This window comes from Variovorax ginsengisoli (genome assembly GCF_030486595.1).
Classification (GTDB): domain Bacteria; phylum Pseudomonadota; class Gammaproteobacteria; order Burkholderiales; family Burkholderiaceae_C; genus Variovorax; species Variovorax ginsengisoli_B.
In genome coordinates, this window is record NZ_JAUJZH010000030.1 from 74,627 (window position 1) to 95,067 (window position 20,441).

20 protein-coding genes and 1 pseudogene are annotated in these 20,441 nt (G+C 62.4%); 10 read left to right on the forward strand and 11 right to left on the reverse strand.

Going from position 1 to position 20,441, the window contains the following annotated elements:
• Window positions 1–50: 50 nt before the first annotated feature.
• Both QZH52_RS30885 and QZH52_RS30890 read right to left on the reverse strand, forming a co-directional pair.
• A complete protein-coding gene (locus QZH52_RS30885; RefSeq protein WP_301814840.1) occupies window positions 51–1,058 on the reverse strand; it encodes a Bug family tripartite tricarboxylate transporter substrate binding protein in 1,008 nt (335 codons plus the stop codon).
• 23 nt (window positions 1,059–1,081) lie between these two features.
• Complete coding sequence (locus QZH52_RS30890) at window positions 1,082–1,585, reverse strand: cupin domain-containing protein (protein WP_301814841.1); 504 nt, start codon at window positions 1,583–1,585, stop codon at window positions 1,082–1,084.
• 84 nt (window positions 1,586–1,669) lie between these two features.
• Here QZH52_RS30890 and QZH52_RS30895 point away from each other — a divergent pair, with 84 nt between their 5' ends.
• A complete protein-coding gene (locus tag QZH52_RS30895) occupies window positions 1,670–3,040 on the forward strand; it encodes a citrate/2-methylcitrate synthase (RefSeq protein WP_301814843.1) in 1,371 nt (456 codons plus the stop codon).
• Here QZH52_RS30895 and gcvA read toward each other — a convergent pair.
• Together gcvA and QZH52_RS30905 are read right to left on the reverse strand one after the other, a co-directional pair.
• On the reverse strand, window positions 3,032–3,937 hold the full coding sequence (gcvA, locus tag QZH52_RS30900; protein ID WP_301814844.1) for a transcriptional regulator GcvA: 906 nt from the start codon (window positions 3,935–3,937) through the stop codon (window positions 3,032–3,034). The two genes, QZH52_RS30895 and gcvA, sit on opposite strands and share 9 nt — an antisense overlap.
• A gap of 1,212 nt (window positions 3,938–5,149) precedes the next feature.
• A complete protein-coding gene (locus QZH52_RS30905) occupies window positions 5,150–5,728 on the reverse strand; it encodes a TetR/AcrR family transcriptional regulator (RefSeq protein WP_301814878.1) in 579 nt (192 codons plus the stop codon).
• A 114-nt stretch (window positions 5,729–5,842) separates the two neighbouring features.
• On the opposite strand from QZH52_RS30905, the gene QZH52_RS30910 reads away from it, so the two are divergent.
• The 3 genes from QZH52_RS30910 to QZH52_RS30920 are packed head-to-tail and all read left to right on the forward strand — an operon-like array spanning window position 5,843 to window position 8,122.
• The gene (locus QZH52_RS30910; protein WP_301814880.1) at window positions 5,843–6,484 is read left to right on the forward strand and encodes an NADPH-dependent F420 reductase; all 642 of its coding nucleotides are present in this window, start codon (window positions 5,843–5,845) and stop codon (window positions 6,482–6,484) included.
• A 44-nt stretch (window positions 6,485–6,528) separates the two neighbouring features.
• Window positions 6,529–7,467 (forward strand): SDR family oxidoreductase, encoded by a 939-nt coding sequence (locus QZH52_RS30915; protein WP_301814848.1) that lies wholly within the window; start codon window positions 6,529–6,531, stop codon window positions 7,465–7,467.
• Window positions 7,468–7,501: 34 nt separating this feature from the next.
• Window positions 7,502–8,122, forward strand: coding sequence for an NADPH-dependent F420 reductase (locus tag QZH52_RS30920; RefSeq protein ID WP_301814851.1), 621 nt, complete (start codon window positions 7,502–7,504; stop codon window positions 8,120–8,122).
• A 437-nt stretch (window positions 8,123–8,559) separates the two neighbouring features.
• On the opposite strand, the gene QZH52_RS30925 is transcribed toward QZH52_RS30920, so the two are convergent.
• The 4 genes from QZH52_RS30925 to QZH52_RS30940 all read right to left on the reverse strand — a co-directional run bounded on the left by QZH52_RS30925 (window position 8,560) and on the right by QZH52_RS30940 (window position 11,100).
• Window positions 8,560–9,057 carry an SRPBCC domain-containing protein gene (locus tag QZH52_RS30925; protein ID WP_301814854.1) on the reverse strand — a complete coding sequence of 166 codons (498 nt, stop codon included), beginning with the start codon at window positions 9,055–9,057 and terminating at the stop codon, window positions 8,560–8,562.
• A gap of 78 nt (window positions 9,058–9,135) precedes the next feature.
• Entirely contained in the window at window positions 9,136–9,930 is a 795-nt protein-coding gene (locus QZH52_RS30930; RefSeq protein ID WP_301814857.1) for an SDR family NAD(P)-dependent oxidoreductase, read from the reverse strand.
• A gap of 45 nt (window positions 9,931–9,975) precedes the next feature.
• Complete coding sequence (locus QZH52_RS30935; RefSeq protein ID WP_301814859.1) at window positions 9,976–10,494, reverse strand: SRPBCC domain-containing protein; 519 nt, start codon at window positions 10,492–10,494, stop codon at window positions 9,976–9,978.
• Window positions 10,495–10,497: 3 nt separating this feature from the next.
• Window positions 10,498–11,100 (reverse strand): NADPH-dependent F420 reductase, encoded by a 603-nt coding sequence (locus tag QZH52_RS30940; RefSeq protein ID WP_301814862.1) that lies wholly within the window; start codon window positions 11,098–11,100, stop codon window positions 10,498–10,500.
• Window positions 11,101–11,265: 165 nt separating this feature from the next.
• Between QZH52_RS30940 and QZH52_RS30945 the strand changes: the two genes are divergently transcribed.
• The gene (locus QZH52_RS30945) at window positions 11,266–12,219 is read left to right on the forward strand and encodes a LysR family transcriptional regulator (RefSeq protein WP_301814863.1); all 954 of its coding nucleotides are present in this window, start codon (window positions 11,266–11,268) and stop codon (window positions 12,217–12,219) included.
• 182 nt (window positions 12,220–12,401) lie between these two features.
• Here QZH52_RS30945 and QZH52_RS30950 read toward each other — a convergent pair.
• Window positions 12,402–12,758: pseudogene (locus QZH52_RS30950) on the reverse strand (winged helix-turn-helix transcriptional regulator); the annotation flags it as partial.
• Window positions 12,759–12,873: 115 nt separating this feature from the next.
• Here QZH52_RS30950 and QZH52_RS30955 point away from each other — a divergent pair.
• On the forward strand, window positions 12,874–13,608 hold the full coding sequence (locus tag QZH52_RS30955; RefSeq protein WP_301814864.1) for an SDR family NAD(P)-dependent oxidoreductase: 735 nt from the start codon (window positions 12,874–12,876) through the stop codon (window positions 13,606–13,608).
• Window positions 13,609–13,695: 87 nt separating this feature from the next.
• Here the strand turns inward: QZH52_RS30955 and QZH52_RS38745 are convergent, their stop codons facing one another.
• The gene (locus tag QZH52_RS38745) at window positions 13,696–13,965 is read right to left on the reverse strand and encodes an enoyl-CoA hydratase/isomerase family protein (protein ID WP_366919340.1); all 270 of its coding nucleotides are present in this window, start codon (window positions 13,963–13,965) and stop codon (window positions 13,696–13,698) included.
• An 821-nt stretch (window positions 13,966–14,786) separates the two neighbouring features.
• Here QZH52_RS38745 and QZH52_RS30960 point away from each other — a divergent pair.
• The 4 genes from QZH52_RS30960 to QZH52_RS30980 all read left to right on the forward strand — a co-directional run bounded on the left by QZH52_RS30960 (window position 14,787) and on the right by QZH52_RS30980 (window position 19,290).
• Entirely contained in the window at window positions 14,787–14,912 is a 126-nt protein-coding gene (locus QZH52_RS30960; RefSeq protein WP_301814865.1) for a hypothetical protein, read from the forward strand.
• Between the two features lie 941 nt (window positions 14,913–15,853).
• Window positions 15,854–17,041: an HPP family protein gene (locus tag QZH52_RS30970; protein ID WP_301814866.1), complete on the forward strand. Its 1,188-nt coding sequence runs from the start codon at window positions 15,854–15,856 to the stop codon at window positions 17,039–17,041.
• A gap of 84 nt (window positions 17,042–17,125) precedes the next feature.
• Complete coding sequence (locus QZH52_RS30975) at window positions 17,126–17,551, forward strand: MarR family winged helix-turn-helix transcriptional regulator (protein ID WP_301814869.1); 426 nt, start codon at window positions 17,126–17,128, stop codon at window positions 17,549–17,551.
• On the forward strand, window positions 17,548–19,290 hold the full coding sequence (locus QZH52_RS30980) for a chloride channel protein (protein WP_301814872.1): 1,743 nt from the start codon (window positions 17,548–17,550) through the stop codon (window positions 19,288–19,290). The genes QZH52_RS30975 and QZH52_RS30980 overlap by 4 nt, the downstream gene beginning before the upstream one ends.
• Window positions 19,291–19,344: 54 nt before the next feature.
• Here QZH52_RS30980 and QZH52_RS30985 read toward each other — a convergent pair whose 3' ends face one another.
• Complete coding sequence (locus QZH52_RS30985) at window positions 19,345–19,608, reverse strand: hypothetical protein (RefSeq protein ID WP_301814875.1); 264 nt, start codon at window positions 19,606–19,608, stop codon at window positions 19,345–19,347.
• Between the last annotated feature and the right edge of the window lie 833 nt (window positions 19,609–20,441).

Genomic DNA, 20,441 nt, shown 5'->3' on the forward strand with positions numbered 1-20,441 from the left:
CTCGACACCTAGTGCGGATGCGGGCCGGCGCGCCCCCACCGGCCCGAGGCTCAATCTGCCCGGATACCGGCCTTCGCAATGACGGCCGCCCAGTACTTGGTCTCCCTACGGATGCGCTGCGCCAATGCCTGCGGCGATTCGTAGTGCAATTCGAAGCCGGCGTCTTCCGCTGTACGACGGGTCTCTTCGTTCGCAAAAGCTTGCTGCAATTGCTGCGACAAGCGGACGATGACTTCCGGTGGCGTGCCGGTGGGTGCGCACAGGGCGACCCACGTGTCGAGCTCGAAGTCCGGCACACCCGCCTCGGCGGCGGTCGGCACATCCGGAAGCGGCGCATAGCGCGTTTTCGACGCGACCGCCAGCGCGCGCAGCCTGCCTTGCTTGATGTAGCCCTGCACGGCGGCCGGCGTCGCGAAAATCACCTGCACTTGATTCGACAGGACGTCGATCATCGCGGGGGATGTACCGCGATAGGGAACATGCAGCATGTCCGTGCCGGTCTCCTGCTTGAAACGTTCAGTGCCGATGTGGGAGATCGTGCCGTTGCCCTGCGAAGCATAGGCGAGTTTGCCCGGGTTTGCTTTGAGGTACGCGATGAGCTCCTTCAGCGATTTGACCGGGACTTCGGCATTCACCAAAATGAGATTCGGCGACGTGCCGATCATCGAGATAGGGACGAGATCCTTCTGTGCCCACGGCAACCTGGGCGTCAGCGTTGGGTTGATGAGATGGAAACCCGAGTTAGAGGCCAGCAGCGTGTAACCATCGGGCGCAGCGTGTGCCACTTGGCCGTATGCGATGTTGCCGCTGCCACCGCCTTTGTTGTCGATGACAACCGCCTGCCCGAGACGTCTCGCAAGGATGTCGCCCGAGAAGCGCGCAGTCGAATCCAGAATGCCGCCGGGTGGCGAGGGCACAACGATCGTAATGGGCTTGCTGGGGTAGCTCTGCGCGAAGACGCGCGGTGTGGCCAGCGAGGCAACTGTCAGGAGGGATGCCTCTAATGCTTGTCGGCGATTTGGATCGTATCCGATGGAATGGGGGTATTGTCTCGACATTTTGGTCCTTCACGTTCGGTCGCTCAGTCCCTGCCGAACCATTGACCGGAGAGAGAGAGCGGAACCTGCCGGTTGGCCTTGGAATTGCCCGGGAAGTGGTGGCCCTCCATGTCGACCCGCGCATAGACGTCGTCGTCGCTGCGCGTCTTGCTGCCGACGCGGATCATCACGAGTGGGTCCGAGCCGGTTGACTGGAAGCGATAGAACACGCCATGCGGCAGCATGACGCCGCCGTGTTTCCGCAACGACTTGGTCTCATTCTTGGGCCCATAGAAAGTAGCCTCGCCTTGCAGGACGATGAAGGCATGGTCTTCATTCGGATGCGCATGCAACTCGTTCTCGCCGCCTGACGCGTAGCTCTTTACGAGTACCGTCATGTTTTCGGAGGCTGCGACCGGCGTGTCCGTCCGACCTTCGGTCGGCAGATGTGCTGCGAGGGTGAAGAATGAGGGAATGCCCGGGCGCACGAGCTGGTCGAGCGCATCGAAAATGTCGGAGGCTTCATTCAGAGGCTGGTTGGTTTCCATGGCTTTCTTTAGTGGCTTGCAATGAAGGCGATCCTCGACCAAACCCCGGGCGGCGTACATCTTGATCGCCAATCAACATGAGTCATGACCACTGACGGATCAACTCCTCCGCACTTCTTTCCTTCATTGGGGATCGGCGCCACCGCGCCGGCGCCGCATGAGAAGTATCGACGCCGTTCGGCCGACGTCGAAACAGAGAGTGTGGTCTCGCACTCAGAACTGATGACATCGCTGGAGGCGATGGAGCAGCTCGGCGTCAAACGGCAGACGCTCTACGCTTACGTGAGCCGCGGCCTCATAAGGACCGCGCATGCGCCCGGAGCATCGGCAAACCTTTACTTTCGCGAGGACGTAGAAGCGGTCGGCCTGCGCGGTAGACTCAAAGGGGCGCTGCCAAGTCCGGCGGAGCGCGCCTTGAAGTGGGGCGGGTCGCCGGTACTTGAAAGCGCGATCACGCGGCTCACGTCGGATGGGCCGCAATACCGCGGTCTGTCGGTACTCGAACTGGCGACATCGCACTGTTCCTTTGAACGTTGCGCCGAACTGTTGTGGACGTCGAAGCTACCTGTAGATGAGCCGCGCTGGTCACTACCGCGAGCTTCCGCGGAGTTCAAGCAGCTCGCAACCGGCATCGCGGCGATAGCGCGGCGCAACAGACCACTGCCGCTACTTGTTCTTGCGATCGAGAGCTACGGCGCATCGTTGGGCGATGGCTGGACGGAGCGCGAAGAAGCGCCGGCGCACGTCGCACAGCAACTGATCGCGGTGCTGGCGGCCGCCTTCGGGCTCTTGCGCGCGAATCCTAGGTTCGAACTGCCGAACGCGCCAAGCCGCATCTCTGAACTGCTGCTTCGCAGTGCGGGCGCGCACCCGAGCGACGAGGCAGTGCAAGCGGTCGACGCCGCGCTGGTACTGTGTGCCGACCACGAGCTCGCGACCGCGACGTTCGTGACACGCATCAGCGCGTCGGTTGGCGCCAACCTGCTTTCATCGGTGACGGGAGCGCTGTCGTCCTTCGAGGGCTTGTTGGTGGCCGAGGCCAGTGAGAACCTGTTGCGTGGGGCGGGTGATGTGTCTCGCTACATCGAGACGCTGGCACACTGGCAGGCCGACGGCAAGACCTTGCCCGGCTACAGCCATCCGGCTTATCTCGTGGGTGATCCGCGCGGTCGATTTCTCATGGACATGGCGCGTAGCCTAGATGCCGCAGCAGGCCGCGCGAGCCGATTCGTCGACTGGATCAACCAGGCCAGCCGCGCATTGAGCATTGCGCCGAACGTCGGCCTTGGTTTATTGGCCATGTGCGACGCGCTGGCCTTGCCGAGCGGTACTGCCGGGGCATTGCTGGCCTTGTCACGAACAGCCGGATGGATTGCGCACGCCTTCGAACAGCGGGAGAGCGGCTACATCATTCGCCCGCGCAGCCGCTTCGTGGAGGACGACGATTCAAGCTGATGCGTCGTCGGAGCCGATGACGCGCGCCAGGATCCATTCGCGAAATGCGGTGACTTGTGGCTTTTCCGGGCGGTCGGAAGGTGTGAGGAGGTAGTAGGTGAAGCGTCCGCGTTCGAGCCCACGATCGAACACCTTCACTAGTTCGCCGCTGCGAAGCTCGTCTTCAATCAAGAAGAGTTGTGCCATCGCTATGCCCTGTCCGCGGATCGCAGCCGCATAGGCCATCGACGAGATCTGAAAGGTCGCGCCGCCGAGTGGATCGATCCCGGTTTCGCCCACCGACCTCAGCCAGTCGCCCCAGTCATCAATGCGCGCCAGTGAATGCAGCAGCGTGTAGCGGCCCAAGTCCTCCGGTGCGTTGAGTGGCGCATCCGCACGCGGCAGCTTCGGACTCATCACCGGGCAGATCACATTGGGAACCAGCCAATAGCTGTTGGCGCCGCGCCAGGTGCCTTCGCCAAGGCGGATGGCGCAGTCGATCTCGTCGCGATCGAAGTCGACTTCTTCCAGCGAGGAGGTCAGTGACACTTCGATCTCTGGGTAACGATCATGAAAGTCGGAGAGGCGGGGGATCAGCCATCGCGTCGAGAAGGTGCTGTAGGCGCGGATCTTGAGTTGCTGCCTCTGCGACCTGCGTCCCAGTCGCGACGTTGCTTCACGCACCTCCGTGAACAGACGCGAAATCGACTTGAAATAGTCGGCGCCCTCTGCCGTCAACGCGATCTGTTGATGGCCACGAACAAAAAGTGGCGTGTCGACGAATTCTTCGAGTTCCCGAATCTTCCGGCTGACGGCGCCCGGCGTGACACAAAGCTCGTCTGCAGCGAGTGTCACGCTCAAATGGCGGGCTGCCACCTCGAAGGCCCGAAGCGCGTTAAGCGGAGGTAGTCTTTCCATCGGTCTGGTAGGGACGCTCGATTGCGCCTTGTTAATGTGTCAGACCTCAGCTTATACCGAGCGCGCCAGCCCGAGCAGATGGTATGACTCTGTCGCCTCCATTTGATGACCCCGGATATTAAAGGGGCCTGCATCTGATGAGGGCGTCGACTCTTTGTGGAGGCACTCGGCGCAACCTACGAACCGGTGCTGGACGGGCGCTGCAGTGTGGGCATTTTGCCGCCACTGCCGCAGGCGTTTTCTTCCCTCACAAGCGAACGGCTGGGCGACCTCCCCTTGGCGGCCGTGGCCGCTGCCAACCATCCAGGTGCGCACTTCACCGGCCGCACCCCATCTGGAGTCTTGGCCGGGCATGTGCAACTGGTTGTGATCGACCGCTACGCGCTGATGGCCGGAAGGATTTCGCCTTGTCTTCACCGTTGACCTAGCGGCTGGCCGACCTTTTGACCAAGCATACCTTCCAGAACCATGATGTCGGCTGGGGCGGAATGCCGCTGCTCATGGTGGAAAAGGCGTCAGTATGAAGCCCGTTCGCAGCATCTCATCCACATCGAGCTCCACCAGCGTACCGTCGGCCACATCCCCACCATCAGCGACTGGCCGGCGATGTAAATCGCTGTCGGCGGGGCAACCAACGGCTAGCCGCTAACCAGTTCGTTCGGATGGCCGTAGCGCCCCATCGGCGTGTGCCAAAGATTCATCGGCAAATGCACCGGGGCGAACCTGCCTCCTTACTTGCGCGGAACCACGCGGCCGACCAAAGACCAAGGTCGGCGTCTCCAGTTGCGCATCCTCATAGACCATGCCCAAGGTGTTCCACGACACTTCGATGCGTTCATGGCGGATTGCGGGAGATGCGGTGACCTCGAAGAGCCTCCCAAGCGCAGTCCCCTTTGTTGGCGATCAGGAAAGCATCGGAACCATAGGGCTGCTTTCGAACAAAGTACCCCCCACTTCTTGCTTAGCTCGATGCGTTGCGCGCCAGCGGTGACGTTACCTCGGGTGTGATTGCCTTCTCGATTCGGTTTAGGTGAATCCTTGGGAAATCCGATGTTGGCTGGCGGCTGCCAAACTTGCGTCGCGCAAACGTCCCGCCGGGCATTTGGGGAACCAAGAACGCAGCGGAGATAGTGAACATTTTCGCAAGCGCTACGCGCCATCGCAGCGAAGTGCCCGCCTCGTGGCATGTGCGTCCCAGCTCACCAATCTGACTCAGCGCCCTTGCTTCTCGGCACCACCGTTCGCCCGATTCGGCAGAATGGCGCTCGCGATGATGTGAGAAAGATGATCGGCCCGCGGCGCGAATGAGGGCAGATCGACGAGCCAGCCAAGCGCCGACATCAGGCCGAACAAGTCGTCCCCATTCATGTCGGCGCGAGCCAGACCATTGGCCTGCGCACGGACCAGAATTCGCGCGCTCGCTGAGTGCACCGCTGCGCATGAGGCGTAAAGCGCGGAGTCTGGATTCGAATGGGCGGCCGCCATCAGGGCGACAGCGCCTCGATAGCTCTGAGCGAATGACACCCAAGCGCCAAGCCAGGCCACCAGCGCTTCATCGGGTGCCTGTGATTTCTCGAGTTCGTCTGCCTTTTGCGTCAGTGCGTCCAGGTCAGTGCACAGCAGCGCTTCAAACAAGGCCTCTCGCGTCGGGAAATGGCGCAGCAGTGTCGCCGAGCCTACGTCCGCTCGGCGCGCGATGTCCCGCATAGACACATCTGCACCGTGTTCGGCTACGACTTCCCGCGCTACCGCCAAGACATGGTCGTAATTTTTTCTTGCGTCGGCTCGCATAGGCTTCTTGACAAATGAATCACTGATCCACATAATTGGATCAGTGATTCGAATCATACCGCGCCTTTTGCTTCCGTGGGAACAGTGGTGCTGCCCAGCAACACGACAGGAGAAATCAAGTTGAACACGATCAGCATCATTGGCTCAGGCGGCATGGCCGCAGCGATCGGTGGCCTGGCCGCCAAGGCCGGATACGCCGTCGAGGTAATGAGCCGCGACGCCACGAAGGCTCAGGCTCTGGCCAGGCAGCTGGGCGCTGGCGCGACGGCAGAACCGTTCGGTGCAACGCCGGCCGGGGACCTCGTCATCATGGCAGTTCCCTACGCAATCGTTCTCGATGTGGTGAAGCAGTACGGTAAAAGGCTCGCGGGCAGGCTTCTCGTCGACATCACCAACCCCATCGATTCCACCTTCGAAGGATTCGTGACTCCTGACGGCAGCTTCGGCGCCCGGGAGATCGTGAGGATTGCCCCTGCCGATGCGGTTGTCGTCAAGGCTTTCAACACCCAGTTCTCCCACGTCCTGGCTGCCGGTCCGGTTGGCGGCCACCCGTTGGACGTGTTCCTCGCCGGAGACGATGCGCCAGCCAAGGCAAGCGTTTCGGCGTTCATTGAGCGCCTCGGACTGCGTCCGTTGGATGTCGGGCCGCTGCCCATGGCGCAGACGCTGGAGCACTTTGCTCTGCTCTCGCTGGGCCTGCTCGCCCACTCCGTCAAGCACAGCCGTTTCTCACTTGGCGTAAGTCTGCTCGGTTGAGCGGCACCAATTCACTTTATCTAGTCATCACAAGGAGCTACAGCATGAAAGTTCTAGTCACTGGCGGCACCGGCCATATCGGTTCGTACATCATCCCCGAGCTCATCGCAGCGGGTCACGAGGTCACTGGCTTGGCCCGGTCAGACAAGTCCGCTGAAGCGGTGTTCGCGCTCGGCGCCAAGGTGCGTCGCGGAGATATTTCCGACCTCGATGGGCTCAAGGCGGCAGCGACGGAGTCCGATGGCGTCATTCACGTCGCACACAGGCAAGACTTGCTCCCGTCCGGCGGGATTGATGCGGTGGCCGCCGCGGAGCTTCAGGTCATGCTCGCATACGGCGACGCACTGGCAGGAACTGGGAAGCCGCTAATCGTGTCGGGGAGCCTTGGCTCGCCGGGGTGGGAACCCCTGGGACGGCCAGCAACCGAGGAAGACCCGGCGCTTCCGGCCGGCGACAAGTACAAGGGCACCCTGCGGGTTCGCAACGTCGTGGAGCGAACCGTGATCGGTCTCGCGGAGCGGGGCGTGCGGTCTTCGATCGTGCGTATTCCTCCCATCGCGCACAGTACGACCGATGTCGGCTTCCTCCCCTTGTTGATCGCGCTCGCGAAGGAGAAGGGCGCCAGCGGCTACCCCGGAGACGGCGCGAACGTATGGCCTGCCGTGCATGGCCGCGATCTCGCTTCGCTATTCCGCCTCGCGCTGGAGAAAGGCTCGGCTGGCAAGAATTGGCATGGGGTTGAAGGCGGAGGCATCCGGTTCCGCGAGATCGCCGAGGCCATCGGCCGCCGCCTGGGCGTGCCCGCCGTGAGCATTCCCGCGGACGTGCTGATGCTGCCGGGGTACTTTGGATTCCTCGCCAATCTGGTCACGCTGGATCTCCCGGCGTCGAATGACATCACGCGCCAGACCCTCGGCTGGGAGTCCGCACACCCCCGCCTCCTCGACAACCTTGACAACGGCCATTACTTTCCTGCTCGATGAGTCGGGCAACTCACCATCTCACAAGGCATTTGACATGAGCACTATCAGCATCATCGGATCAGGCGGCATGGCTGCGGCGATCGGCGGTCTCACAGCCAGATCGGGACACACCGTCGAGGTAGTCAGTCGCGACACGGCCAAGGCACGAAAGCTGGCCGGCGAGCTCGCAGCCGGTGCGACCACGGGGACGTATGGGTCGGTCCCGGCGGGCGACATCGTCATCCTCGCCGTGCCATACACCCATGCGACGGCGGTGGTGGCCGACTTCGGGGACGCGCTTAACGGCAAGGTAATCATCGACATCAGCAATCCGGTATCCCCTGACCTCACCGGACTTGTCACTCCTTACGGCAGTTCTGGTGCGCAGGAGATCGGCAAGAGCGCTCCAGTCGGGGCACATGTCGTCAAGGCGTTCAACACACTCTTCGGACATGTGCTCGCGCAGGGTGGGCGCCTTGACGCGTTCATCGCAGCGGACGATGCGAAGGCCAAGGCGCGCGTCTCAACCTTCATCGAGAGTCTTGGGCTGCGTCCGCTCGATGTCGGCGGCTTGCACATGGCGCAGACGCTCGAAGCGCTTGGCTTGATGCTGATCGGCTTGGCAAAGAACGGCGCCGCGAGCTGGAATATCGCCTTGAACGTCGATATCCGCTAGATCACCAACTCCGTCTCTGTCGCGATAAAAGAAGCGGGCCTGCCCCCGCGGTCGATTTCTGGCTCTTTCTCCGAGTTGGAAAACCAACGAACGAGCCAAGAATCACTTCATGACTACCAGTCCCTCTGAGTAGCTCGCGAACTGCCATGCCGCGCAGCCGCTGAGCCTCGTGGGCGACTAGAGAAAGGGTGCGTTCGTTGCGTCCGCGGCCAGCCTTGCGCCTCTCCCGGTCCGTACACAAGCTTGTCGACTTAAGCAAAGATACAGTTTAGGCGGGACTTGTTCAGCCGGAGGGTCGTGCGCCACGATCAGGTGATGTCTCGCATCCACGGCCGTTTGGACGCTGTAACCCGCGATGCCCTTGCTCTTGCCTGACTGAAGCATCGAGCGCGTGGTGAAAAAGCCGTTGACAATGTGGACGGGACTGACGGCCGGAGTTACTTCCTGAATCTGGTTTCGTACTCAACGGCTACCTTCGCTAAGTCTTGCAGCAACTTCTCGTGGGTGCGCCAGAAAATGTCAGGCGCCTCCTTCGCCAGCTCTAGCCAGAGCGGGCCTTGCATCGTCTCTTCGGTCCACAAGTGAACGCCGCGCCGAGTCGGAGTGATGATCCATGCGTGATGCGCCCGGGATTCTTTGGAAGCCTTGGGTCCACCGCCCCAGGCGAGACGGGTAATGGGCTCGAACTCCAGCACGGATGCAGCGACGTCCTGGCCAGCCAGATTGGTCTCGAAACGCGTGCCGGCTTGCAGCGCCTTGTGCCCGTCTAGCAGGTGGACTTCCTGGACTCCAGGATAGAAGAGCGGCCAATTCGTGGTGTCGAGGAGTAGCGACCAGATGGTCTCCGGTGAGACGGCAACTTCAAGCTCGTTGGTGAAATGAATGGGCGAGCGGCTGGGCGTCATGTCCGCCGGCCAATTGATTGCTTCGAACATGGGGTGTTCCGTGGGATAAGGTGCTGAAAAACCGAACTTCGCCAGACCGCCTCTAGTGGTGCGAGTCGGCGAGGCAATTCAAGGGATGGCGCGAATGACGCCGCCGTCGACGCGCAATGCGGCACCGGTCGTTCCGGAGGACTGCTCTGAGCACGCATAGACCACCATGTTCGCGACCTCCTCGGTCGTCGTGAACCGGTTGATGAGCGTCGTCGGTCGCATCGTCTTCAGGAAGTTCCGTTCAGCCTCCTCCTGCGAAATGCCTTGCTCTTCAGCGGTCGACCTCATCCAGTTGCCCAGGATCTCGGAGCGGGTCGGCCCTGGCAATACCGCGTTAACGGTGACACCGCTGCCCCCGACCAATTCAGCCAGTCCCCGAGAGACGGCGAGCTGCGCCGTCTTCGTCATGCCGTAGTCGATCATTTCCTTCGGAATCGCGACCCCGGACTCGCTGCTGATAAACACGACCCGGCCCCAGCCGCGCTTGACCATCCCGGGCATGTAGTGCCGTGCGGCGCGCACACCGCTCATGACGTTGAGCTGGAACAGGTCCAGCCATTCGCTGTCTTCCTGTTCGAAGAAGCCATTGGGATGCGCGGTGCCTGCGTTGTTGACAAGAATGTCTGCCTCGTTGACCTGAGCCGCGAGCGCTGCTGAGCCTTCGGGCGTCGACAGGTCGGCGACCACGCCCACGAAGTCGACGTCAGGCAGAAGCGCACGAAGCTCGCGCAACGCGGTCGCGACGCGCTCTTCCCCGCGCCCATTGATGACGACCGATGCGCCTGCACGTGCGAGTCCTTCGGCGATCGCGCGACCAATGCCTGCTGTGGATCCTGTCACGATCGCCTTGCGGCCCTTGAGTTCGATTTTCATGAGTTTCTCTTTGGTGAAGCGAGCGCGTTGCTGTGCGCTCAGGTTTCAAGACAGCGTTGTCAAAGCAGCCTTCTTGGCGACTTCGGCTTCGGCGGCATGGGCGAGGCGTTCCACCCAGTCCTGGTGGTATCGGTAGAGCGCGCCGGGATGCTTGCGTCCGAGTTCTTCGAGGAAGAAGACGCCTTGTTGCGTCTCTTCAGTGAGCACGTGGCAACCGGTTTCCGTCGGGGTGATGACCCAGCCGTGGTATGCGCTCGAACCGGTCTTGTCGCCGTCGACCGTCGTCGCCCACGCGAGCCTGCGTAGGGGCGCGCACTCCGTCACGATCAGGCTCATCGGAAAACCCACCGTTACCCGGCTGTAGTGGGTGCCGAGTCCAAGTGCGGTCTCGCCGGTCAAGATCCTGACTTGATCTTCGGGAGGAAAGTAGTTTGACCAGCGCTCGGCGTCGACAAGCAGCTGCCACACCACTTCAGGCGGTGCCTTCACGTCGATGTCGTTGAGTGCGTAGATCGCCGACCTCCTCGGGTCGTAACGCGTGGGCCAGATGACATGGTCGTACATAGTTCAGTTCGCCGGTTTGAACAGGTCTTGGAAAATGAGGGGCGCCCAACTCTTGTCCCGCGCCTGAACGAGTTGCCCGCCTTCCGCGATCTTTCCGAGACTGACTGGCGCGTAGCCGAGACGTTCGAGCAAGGCGGCCACCGTAGCGCTCGCGCCTTCATCGTCGCTCGACGTGAAGATGACCCGACGGCCAGCGGCGGTGCCGGCCTCCTGGGCAAGAACGCCTGCGGGCAGATGGTTGAACGCCTTGACGAGCTTCGCTCCGGGCATTGCCTTCGCCACGAACGCCGACGACGGCAAGTTGTCCAGGTCTGACAGCGGCACGCCATAGGCGTTGGTGGCGTCGATGACGACCTTGTCATGCCACGTCGCGGCGGCCTTGGCGACGTCGCGATGCGACTCGAAGGGAACCGCGAGGACAATCACGTCGGCCTCGAGCGCTTGCGCAAGCGTCATCGGAGCCACCGAGTTGCCGAGCTCTTGGGCAATTGCCACCAGCGAGCCCGGCCCGCGCCTGTTGGCGATACCGACCGTGATGTCATGACGGGCAAATTGGCTGGCCAGGGCCTTGCCGACGCTGCCGCTGCCGATGATGGAATAAGTCATGGAGATACCTTTGTTGGGGGGGCCAGGGTCGTGAGCGATGCCGAACTGGCTGCTGTTGCGTATGCCCCTTGCTGCTTGGCTACCAATGGTGACGACGACCGGGGCATCTGAGAAGACGGTATATTGAGATGCAATCCATCTCCATTTGAGATGGAAGGGGTGTGCATGCTCGATGGTGTTTCGCTGGATCAGCTCAGAACCTTCATCGCGGCGGTCGACGAGGGGAGCTTCTCGGCGGCGGCTCGAAAGCTGAACCGTGTTCAGTCCGCCGTGAGCGGCTGGGTCGGTGGGCTTGAGGACCAGATCGGCGTAGTGCTATTCGATCGCTCGGGCCGATTCCCGAAGCTCACGCCAGAGGGCGTGCTGTTGCTTGCGGACGCCCGAAACATCGTCTACAGCGTGGACACGCTGAAGGCTCGCGCCAAGCTCATGACGTCCGGCGTCGAGGCGGAGCTATCCGTCGTGATCGATGTATTCTTCCCTACCGGCGTCGTCAGCGCCGTCGCGAAAGCGTTCGCGGCCCAGTTCCCATTGACGCCGCTTCGGCTTTTTGTCGAAGCTTTGGGCGCGGCCTATCAACCAGTTCTGGACGGCCGATGTAGCCTGGGTGTCCTTCCTCCCTTGCCGCGTGCCTTCCCGACGTTGGTCAGCGAGCGACTGGGCGAGCTGCCGTTGATCGCGGTTGCCTCGCCCTGTCATCCCCTCGCGAAGTTTGGGGGACGCGTGCCGCGGCGCGAACTGGCACAGCACGTCCAACTGGTGCTCACCGACCGATCCGACCTCACGGCCGGCCGGGACTTCGCTGTTGCGTCGCCGATGACTTGGCGACTGGCGGATCTGTCCACCAAACATGCCTTTCTCAAAGACTGCGTGGGATGGGGCGGCATGCCCTGGCACATGATCGAAAAGGATGTCGCTGCCGGAACGCTGGTCACCCTGGATGTGGACGAGATGCCCTTAACGGGTTTCATGTTGACGATGTCCGCATTCCATCGCGCCTCGGCGCCTCCAGGGCCTGCCGGAAAATGGTTCGTCGACCAGTTGAAGGCCCTTTGGCAACAAGTCCGAATCGTCCCGACTGGCTCGGGAGCGGCAGGCGCATTTGAGACCGCCGACTGAGTCTGGGTCGAAGCTGGGCGCTATCGCGCTTGGTAGCCGGTCGCGCGTGCGCTCCCGCTTCAAGTCCAACACTAAGCCCGTCAGCGTCTTCTTGACAGATTGATCGACGTAGCCGACGACGTGCCGTCCTCCCAGGACTGGAGGGGCGTCCGTCTCGTCAGCTTTTCAGCACCCTGTAGTAACAAGGTGTCTCGCTTGGCGAAGATGCTCGCCATTTCCGCCGCGTTCTCGGTTCCCCAAGTACACAACGGGACGATCGCCTCGGCCAAGCTGCGACCGAGCGCAGTCAGCGCGTAGTCGACACGCGGCGGCACTTCCTTGTAGTCGTTCCGCGCCAGCACACGATCGGCCTCCAGATCCTTCAATTGCTGGATCAGCACCTTGTCGCTGACGCCCGGGATCAAGCGCTTGAGCTCGCCATAGCGCCTCGGGCCGTCGCGCAGGAAGAACAGGACCAACGGTTTCCACTTGCCCGAAATGATGCGGAGCGTGGCGTTGAGCCCGCAGCCGGTATCGCAGATTTGAGAAGGCATCGTCATTTTTTTGATACTTACCAAAAAGTGCATACTTGTCAATAGGTTATCGGAACTCCATAGTTGTCCTCAGGCAAGCATTTATTCAGCTTCCCTGCAACTCCAACTAAGGATTCATGACATGACCAGACTGAATGGAAAGACCGCTGTGATCACTGGCGGCGCTACCGGCATCGGCCTCGCGGCGGCAAAGCGCTTCATTGAGGAGGGCGCCTTCGTCTTCATCTTCGGCCGCCGGCAGGAAGCGCTCGACGCCGCTGTGGCCGACCTCGGGCCCAATGCCCGCGCGGTGAGGGGCTCGGTCTCCGATCTGGACGACCTCGACCGACTCTACGCGGCGGTGAAGGCCGAGCGCGGAAGCCTCGACATCGTCTTCGCCAATGCCGGGGCGGGAAGCCCACTTGCTCTCGGCGGGATCAGCGCCGAGCACATTGACGAGACTTTCGACACCAATGTGAAGGGCACGATCTTCACGGTGCAGAAGGCGCTACCGCTGATGGGGCAAGGCGGTTCGATCATCCTGACCGGATCGAGCGCCGGCACCACGGGCGCCCCTGCATTCAGCGTCTACAGCGCGAGTAAGGCGGCAGTGCGCAACCTCGCGCGGACTTGGGCGGAGGACCTGAAGGGCACCGGTATTCGGGTCAACGTGCTGTCACCCGGGCCGACGGCGACCGAACTCGCGAAGGCAGCGCTAGGCGAGGAAGGCATGAAGATGTTCGCCTCGATGAATCCGCTGCAGCGCATGGCCGCTCCGGCGGAGCTCGGGGCGGCGGCTGCCTTTCTCGCGTCCCAGGACAGCAGCTTCATGACCGCCAGCGAGGTCGCAGTCGACGGCGGCCTGGCGCAAATCTGACGCGCCACGCCCGGCCGGTCACTCCATTCGATACTCGGAGCTCGTCGGGCGCGGCAACCTCCTAAGGAAAATATATGAGCTACGCAATTATTGGCTTCGGCAAGATCGGCCAGGCTCTTGGGCCAGGCTGTAAACTAGGCCCAGTTTCGCCGGTGTAATTCCAAACCGCGAGCCTCCTTGGGCAAACCTCAAGTCACAAGCGAGGGCCAACTCCACACCGCCGCCTATGCAGTCGCCGCGGATCATCGCAATCACAGGCTTTTCACACCGTCCGATCGCAGACTCGGCAGGATGGACCGAATCCATGAACTCCCAGGCCAGCTCTTCGCTGCCGGCGTGTTCGGCGATCTCGTCGATATCCGCGCCCGCAGCGAATGACGTCGACACCTTGGATGATCAGGACTTTGATGGTGAGGTCGGTTGACACCTCCGCGAGAAGCGGCGGGATCGCGCGCCACATTGCAAGAGAAAGGGCATTGCGCCTCTCTGGCCGATCGATGACGAGCTGTGCGACCTCGCCGCTGCGCTTCAGGTAGAGATGAGGTGAGGGACCAACTTCCGCGTCAGCTCCTTTTCGCCAGCGGGCAGCCGCTGTCCTCGACAGGCCGAAATGCCTCGGCCTACGCCCGCGTGCATTTATGAGCCGAGAGAATGTGGTGCGTCGCAGCGTCATCGGGAAATCGATGCCCTGTGCGATTGCAGCGAATCGCGGCTTAACCATCACACACAACCCATAGCCGAACCACTCTCCTTGCACGTCGCTCTGCTCGCACACGTGCCCGTCGATCACGGGTTGAAATCCGACCATCGGCCAGAGTCGACCGGGCCCGCACTGCTGCGTCGCGCTCGTCCAGCAAGCTGCCAATGTTGTTCATCCTCATTCGTGGACTTCCCCCGAATCGTCCTTGAAAACGTGAGCATCGAACAGGCCCACATTTGTGACAAGTCGTCGTTTTCCTACCCGCGCCGCGCGGCCAGAATCGCGCATTTTTTGCACGTGAATGAATACGTCAGTGGCTGCGTGCTGTCAGAAGCCGGCCCGCAGTCGCTGCCGACCCGATTGCTGCAATTCGAGACTCGTCGACGGGATTCAGAGAGGAGACAAGAGAATGCCACTGAAGTTGCTTGCCCAAATGGGCAGGAACGCACTGCCTGTGCTCGTTTGCGAGAGAGATTCCATGAACAAAGTGCTTGCGCTGAAGGCCGCGGGCTTGGTGCACACACTTGAATCCGAGGACCAGGACGAGATGCTCGTCTGCTTGACAGAAGAAGGCCGCCGCGCCCTCGAGCCGGAGCAGCAATAGCGGTGCGGTCGAAGGGCAGCCAGCGCCGGTCTTAGCGTCACAACCTCGATCAGCAAGCTCTCAGATCCTGTCCAGTTGCTCGGCGACATGTTCGAAGCGGCCGTGCATTTCGGGCTTCGCCTGTCGGAGCTGTTATGCGGCTTCGAGCGCGCGCCCGGCGAGGCGCCGGGGGGCCTATCCGGTCGCCTGCCTGCCCCAGGCCTGGGCGGCGGGCTCGGTGTTCATGCTGCTACAGGCCTGTCTCGGGGTGACCGTCGTGGCGGCTCGCCACCGGGTGCGCGTGACCCACCTCCGCCTGCGCCACGGGACGGGATCGAGGCCATCCACATCGCCGGACTGCAGGTGGGCGTGCGCTCGCGACAGCACCGTCTTTCTCTGCCGCCCGGCGGCCGCGGAACACGAACCGACCGCGGCGTCGCTGCGGGTGCAGGTCAGCGTGGGCGTCGACTGGGAGCTACGGGTCCACGTGTTGAAGCGCAAGGGCGGCGTCCATGACGGCGTGCTCCGCCTTCCCTCGATTCCACGCGGCCTCGCTCGGCTCATCACGCCCAGGCTCGCCAAGCCGAGCGTGCGCCACGTCGGCCGGGGTGGAATTGCTCAACCCCAACTTCGGCGCGGACCTTGTCCGGAGCCGCTAGGTCCGACGGACCGTGCGCTTGGCCGGATTTCAAGCCTAGCGGTCGCAACACGGCAAGATCCCACCATCATGACGCCCGCCTTTGAGCGCGAGCGGCGCATGCGAGGCTTCGCCGGCACGAGCATGCAAACAACTTTGTATCGAGCTTCGGTCCAATGCGCCATCACTTCGCGCTCGATCGCCAACGGCTGCGCGCCTCGCGCCGCCCCTTCCGCGACGTGAGAGGTCTGACTGGAACATTACGACCTGGGTCTAGTTCTATCACGTCGTGATGTAATGCAGGCTTTGCCCATTTCTCTTGCCTATGAATCTCACGCTCCCGCGCTGGCTCACGGCCCTGTTGCCGGCTCGAGCGACGGTCAGCCAAGCCGAACGACTGCGTTCCGGCTTGGGCGCCTTGCTCGGCATCTTCTTGACGGGTTTCCTTAGTGCGGTGCTGCTTGACTCGCCGGTGGCTGCGGCCTGGCTCATCGCCCCCATGGGCGCCTCCGCCGTGTTGCTCTTCGGCGTGCCCGCGAGCCCTCTTGCGCAGCCCTGGTCGATCCTGGGAGGGAATCTGGTTGCAGCGCTAATCGGCGTTACCTGCGCCAAGACCATTCATGCGCCCATACCCGCTGCGGCAGTTGCCATCTTTTTTGCCATCGGTGCGATGTTTGCCCTGCACTGCGTACATCCACCGAGCGGGGCCGTTGCACTGACTGCGGTGCTGGGCGGCCCCGAGATTCACGCAGCAGGTTACGGATTCGTCGTGGCCCCAGTAGGACTGAATTCTATGCTTCTTCTCCTCGTTGCCGTGATCTACAACAGGGCGGCCGGGCGCCGCTACCCGCATAGCCAACAGCCCGAAGCGCAGCGCGCGCATCAAACCGACGATTTGGTCCCCATGGCCCGGCTCGGATTCACCGCACAGGATATTCAGGCCGCAGTGAAAGACTATGACCAGGTTCTGGACGTCAGCGAGGACGACCTCGATGCATTGTTCAGGCGCACTGAGATGCACGCCTTCCGTCGACGCTTCGGCGACACTTTCTGCCGCGACATCATGTCAAAAGATGTCGTGGCGGTGGAATTCGGGACCGAACTGGCACAGGCCTGGACCCTCATGCGGGTGCATGAAATCGAGGCGTTGCCGGTGCTGAACTCGGCGCGACATGTGATCGGCATTCTGACGCGGTCCGATTTCATCTATCACGCGGATCTGTCCGACTACACCGGGATGCGCGGTCGCCTGAAGACCTTCCTTCGACGCACGGACCACACCCATTCAGACAAGCACGAAGTGGTCGGGCAGATCATGAGCACCAACGTCAAGACGGCCCTGGATTCGACGCCGCTCGCCGAACTCGTGCCCCTCATGTCCGATGCTGGATTTCACCACTTACCTGTGGTCGATTCACGGTCTCGCCTGGTGGGCATGGTCACGCAGACGGACCTCGTCGGCGCGCTCTACGAAACCGGCCTGGCCAGGATCGACGGTGACCACAACACCTGACCAATCCTCAGCCCGGTCAAGTCCCCGACCGTCAATATGTCACGAGATGATATAAATGCGGCCCCTTCGCACATTCCATCTGTTATGCCAGCCCCTCCCCGCGCGCTGACCAAAGCGCATTTCGAAACCTTGTCCGAGTTCCGCTACCAGATGCGCCGATTCGAGCGCTTTTCGGAGCGCGCCGCACAAGGCGAGGGCATCACGCCGCAGCAGTATTTGTTGCTGCTCCATGTGAAGGGCTTCCCGAACCGAACATGGGCGTTCGTTGGTGAACTCGCCGAGCGCTTGCAGATGCAGTCACACGGCGCCGTCGCATTGGTCACCCGGTGCGAAGCGCTCGGATTGGTCGAGCGCAGGCCGAACGCCAGCGACAGGAGGCAGGTCGGAGTCCACTTGGCTGAGAAGGGCGAGCAATTGCTGCAGCGCCTCGCTGCATTGCACCGTGCCGAACTGAAATCGCTCGGCGGCACGTTCCAGGTTCCACAGATCGATCTTCCGGTAATGCAATGAGTCATTCATCTCGCGGCGATTTCGCCCTTAACACGCGCCTCCTTCGAATCACCGCAATGGCGGCGGTGATCGGGGCTCTGAGCACGGTGGCCGCCTATGTGTTGCTCGACCTCATCCGGTTCTTTACCAACCTCTTCTTCTTTCAGACCTTGTCCTTGGCTGATCGCTCGCCGGCGACGAATACGCTCGGCGCCTGGGTCATCTTGGTGCCCGTCATAGGTGGCCTCATCGTCGGCGTCATGGCGCGCTATGGGTCCGACAAGATTCGCGGCCACGGCATCCCGGAGGCCATCGAGGCCATTCTCTTCGGCAAGAGCAAGATGTCGCCCAAGGTCGCCTTACTGAAGCCGCTGTCATCCGGCATCGTGATCGGCAGCGGCGGACCCTTCGGTGCGGAAGGCCCGATCATCATGACCGGTGGGGCGATCGGTTCGCTGCTGGCCCAGTACTTCCACCTGACGGCGGGGGAGCGCAAGGCATTGCTCGTGGCGGGTGCGACGGCGGGCATGACGGCGGTCTTCGGAACACCGGTCGCGGCCGTCTTGCTGGCCGTGGAACTGCTGCTGTTCGAACTGCGACCACGCAGTCTTCTGCCGGTGGCCGTGGCCTGTGCCGTCGCCGGCTTCGCCCGGCCCCTGCTGATGGGACCGGGCCCGTTGTTTCCGATGCAGACGGCCGTGCCGGATCCGATGGTCCTGTTCTACTGCGCGGCTGCAGGGCTCGCATGCGGCGTGCTGGCGCTGGTGCTTTCGACTTCGCTCTACAAGGTCGAGGACCTGTTCGGCAAGCTGCCGCTGCACTGGATGTGGTGGCCCGCCATGGGCGGTCTCGTCGTCGGGCTCGGTGGCTACCTCGAGCCGCGCGCCCTGGGGGTGGGCTACGACGTCATCGGGGATCTGCTGAACAACCGATTGGCACTCGCAGCGGTGCTGGCCCTGCTCGGCGTGAAAGTCGTGATCTGGGTGGTTGCACTCGGCTCCGGAACCTCGGGCGGCGTGCTGGCGCCGCTGCTGATGATGGGGGCCGGTCTCGGCGTGGCCCTTGGGCATCTGCTGCCCGGCAGCGACCCCTTGCTGTGGCCGCTGGTGTGCATGGCCGCCACCCTGGGAGGCGTGATGCGTGCACCGTTGACGGCCACCGTGTTCGCCTTCGGACTCACGCACGACAGCAATGCCTTGCTGCCGCTGCTCGCGACCTCGGCCGCGGCCTACGGCTTCACGGTGCTGACGATGCGGCGTTCGATCCTGACCGAGAAGATCGCGCGTCGCGGGTACCACATCTACCGCGAATACGGCATCGATCCGCTCGAGCGTCATGCCGTCGAGGAAGTCATGACCCGCGAGGTCCAGACCATCGATGCCGACCTGTCGGTGCGGGAAGCCCTCTCGCTTCACTTCGGTCCGGGCCAGGCGCATCGCGCCTTTCCCGTGCTGCGCGACGGGGTGCTGGTCGGCATGGCCGATCGGGCCGTCCTTTCGGCTTGCCACAGCGCCGATCCGGTCGCATCCGTTGCCGACGCCTGCGAGCCGCCGGCGACGGTCAGCCTGGGCGAGAACTGTCGCAGCGTCGCCACCCGGATGGCGCGGCTGCGGGTGGAGCGCCTACCTGTGGTGCGCCATCCGCAGTCGGGGGAACTGGTGGGCATCGTGTCCCGCAGCGACCTCATCAAACCTTCCCTGGCGCATTTCGATGAGGAAGAAAAACGCGAGCGGATGCGCGGCCTTCCCTGGCAGGTCTGAGCTCAAACTGTTCACTCACGCGAACGTTGCCATCACGCAGCAAGTTCAATGCGGTCAACAGTCGCCCGGCGCGCCGCCAATCATTCGGGACCTAAGCGGCAACGGGCTTCGAACTTGCCCGCAATGCCCGGGATGCGATGCCTGCAGCAGCGCGATGTCAGTCAACTCCATGAGCGTCGCGCGCAGGAAGCAGACGACCTCCACAGCCTGGCGTCGCTGTTCGATGCGCGCGGTCATCGATGGGCAGCGCATCACGACGTGAGCCGCATAGGCCTGTTGCTTGCTCGGGGCGATCGAATCCAGCGCCCAGTTATGCACCCTCAATGCCTTGAGGACGCGGATCTTCTCCAGGGTCTCCGCGATCGTGCTCGGCGAGTGACGCTGGGGCGGTGTCTTGAGCTACTCCAGGTGGCTGCCTGATGCTGCGGGGTAGGATGCCCGGGCCCAATCGATGGCTTGGCGCAACGCCGCCTTTCCAATCGCCGTCTCGATCGTTGCGGCCATCGCAGCCTCCGTGGCGTCGAACGCCTTTCGGGCTCAGTCGGCATTCAGCGTGAGCCTGGATTGATGATTCGTCTGCCGTACAGTTAGATGCGGGCGGTTCGCACCAGGTCGTCCGGGTGAGCGGCCCCAAGGCAGCGACCGCGAGAACCTGTTCGAGCTTCTGCCGCTGGACCTCATCCAGGTCGATCAGCCCAAGATGGGTGCGAGCCCAGGCCTGGTGCTCGTACAGCGCCTGGCGACGTTCGTAGAGTGACCGGAGGCTGGCAGTGTGATTGTGTCTGCTCGGGAATAGGTGTTCCCTTCGATCTGAGCCGACGTATAGGCGAAGTCGATGGCCGACTCTTCTTTCCACCTTGGATTCTTAAGCAGGGAGAAGAGGGGGTTGGCTTGGGCACAGCGACTCAGCTCCTGCAGCTCCTCGTCACGGAAGACTTCGATGTTCGCAAGGCGCGAGGGAAGATTGCTGATGGTCATTCAGGTTCAGTTTATCGGGCTCGATACACGCAGGATAGGAAGAGTGCCCTCATTTGGTTGATTGCGCATTTCAGCGATCGTGGACGCTGGTTTCAGCGTGATCGCGGACGGTGTTTCAAGGTGATCGTGGACGATCACGGAAGCACGCGAGTGAAGGGGTTCATGGTATCTCA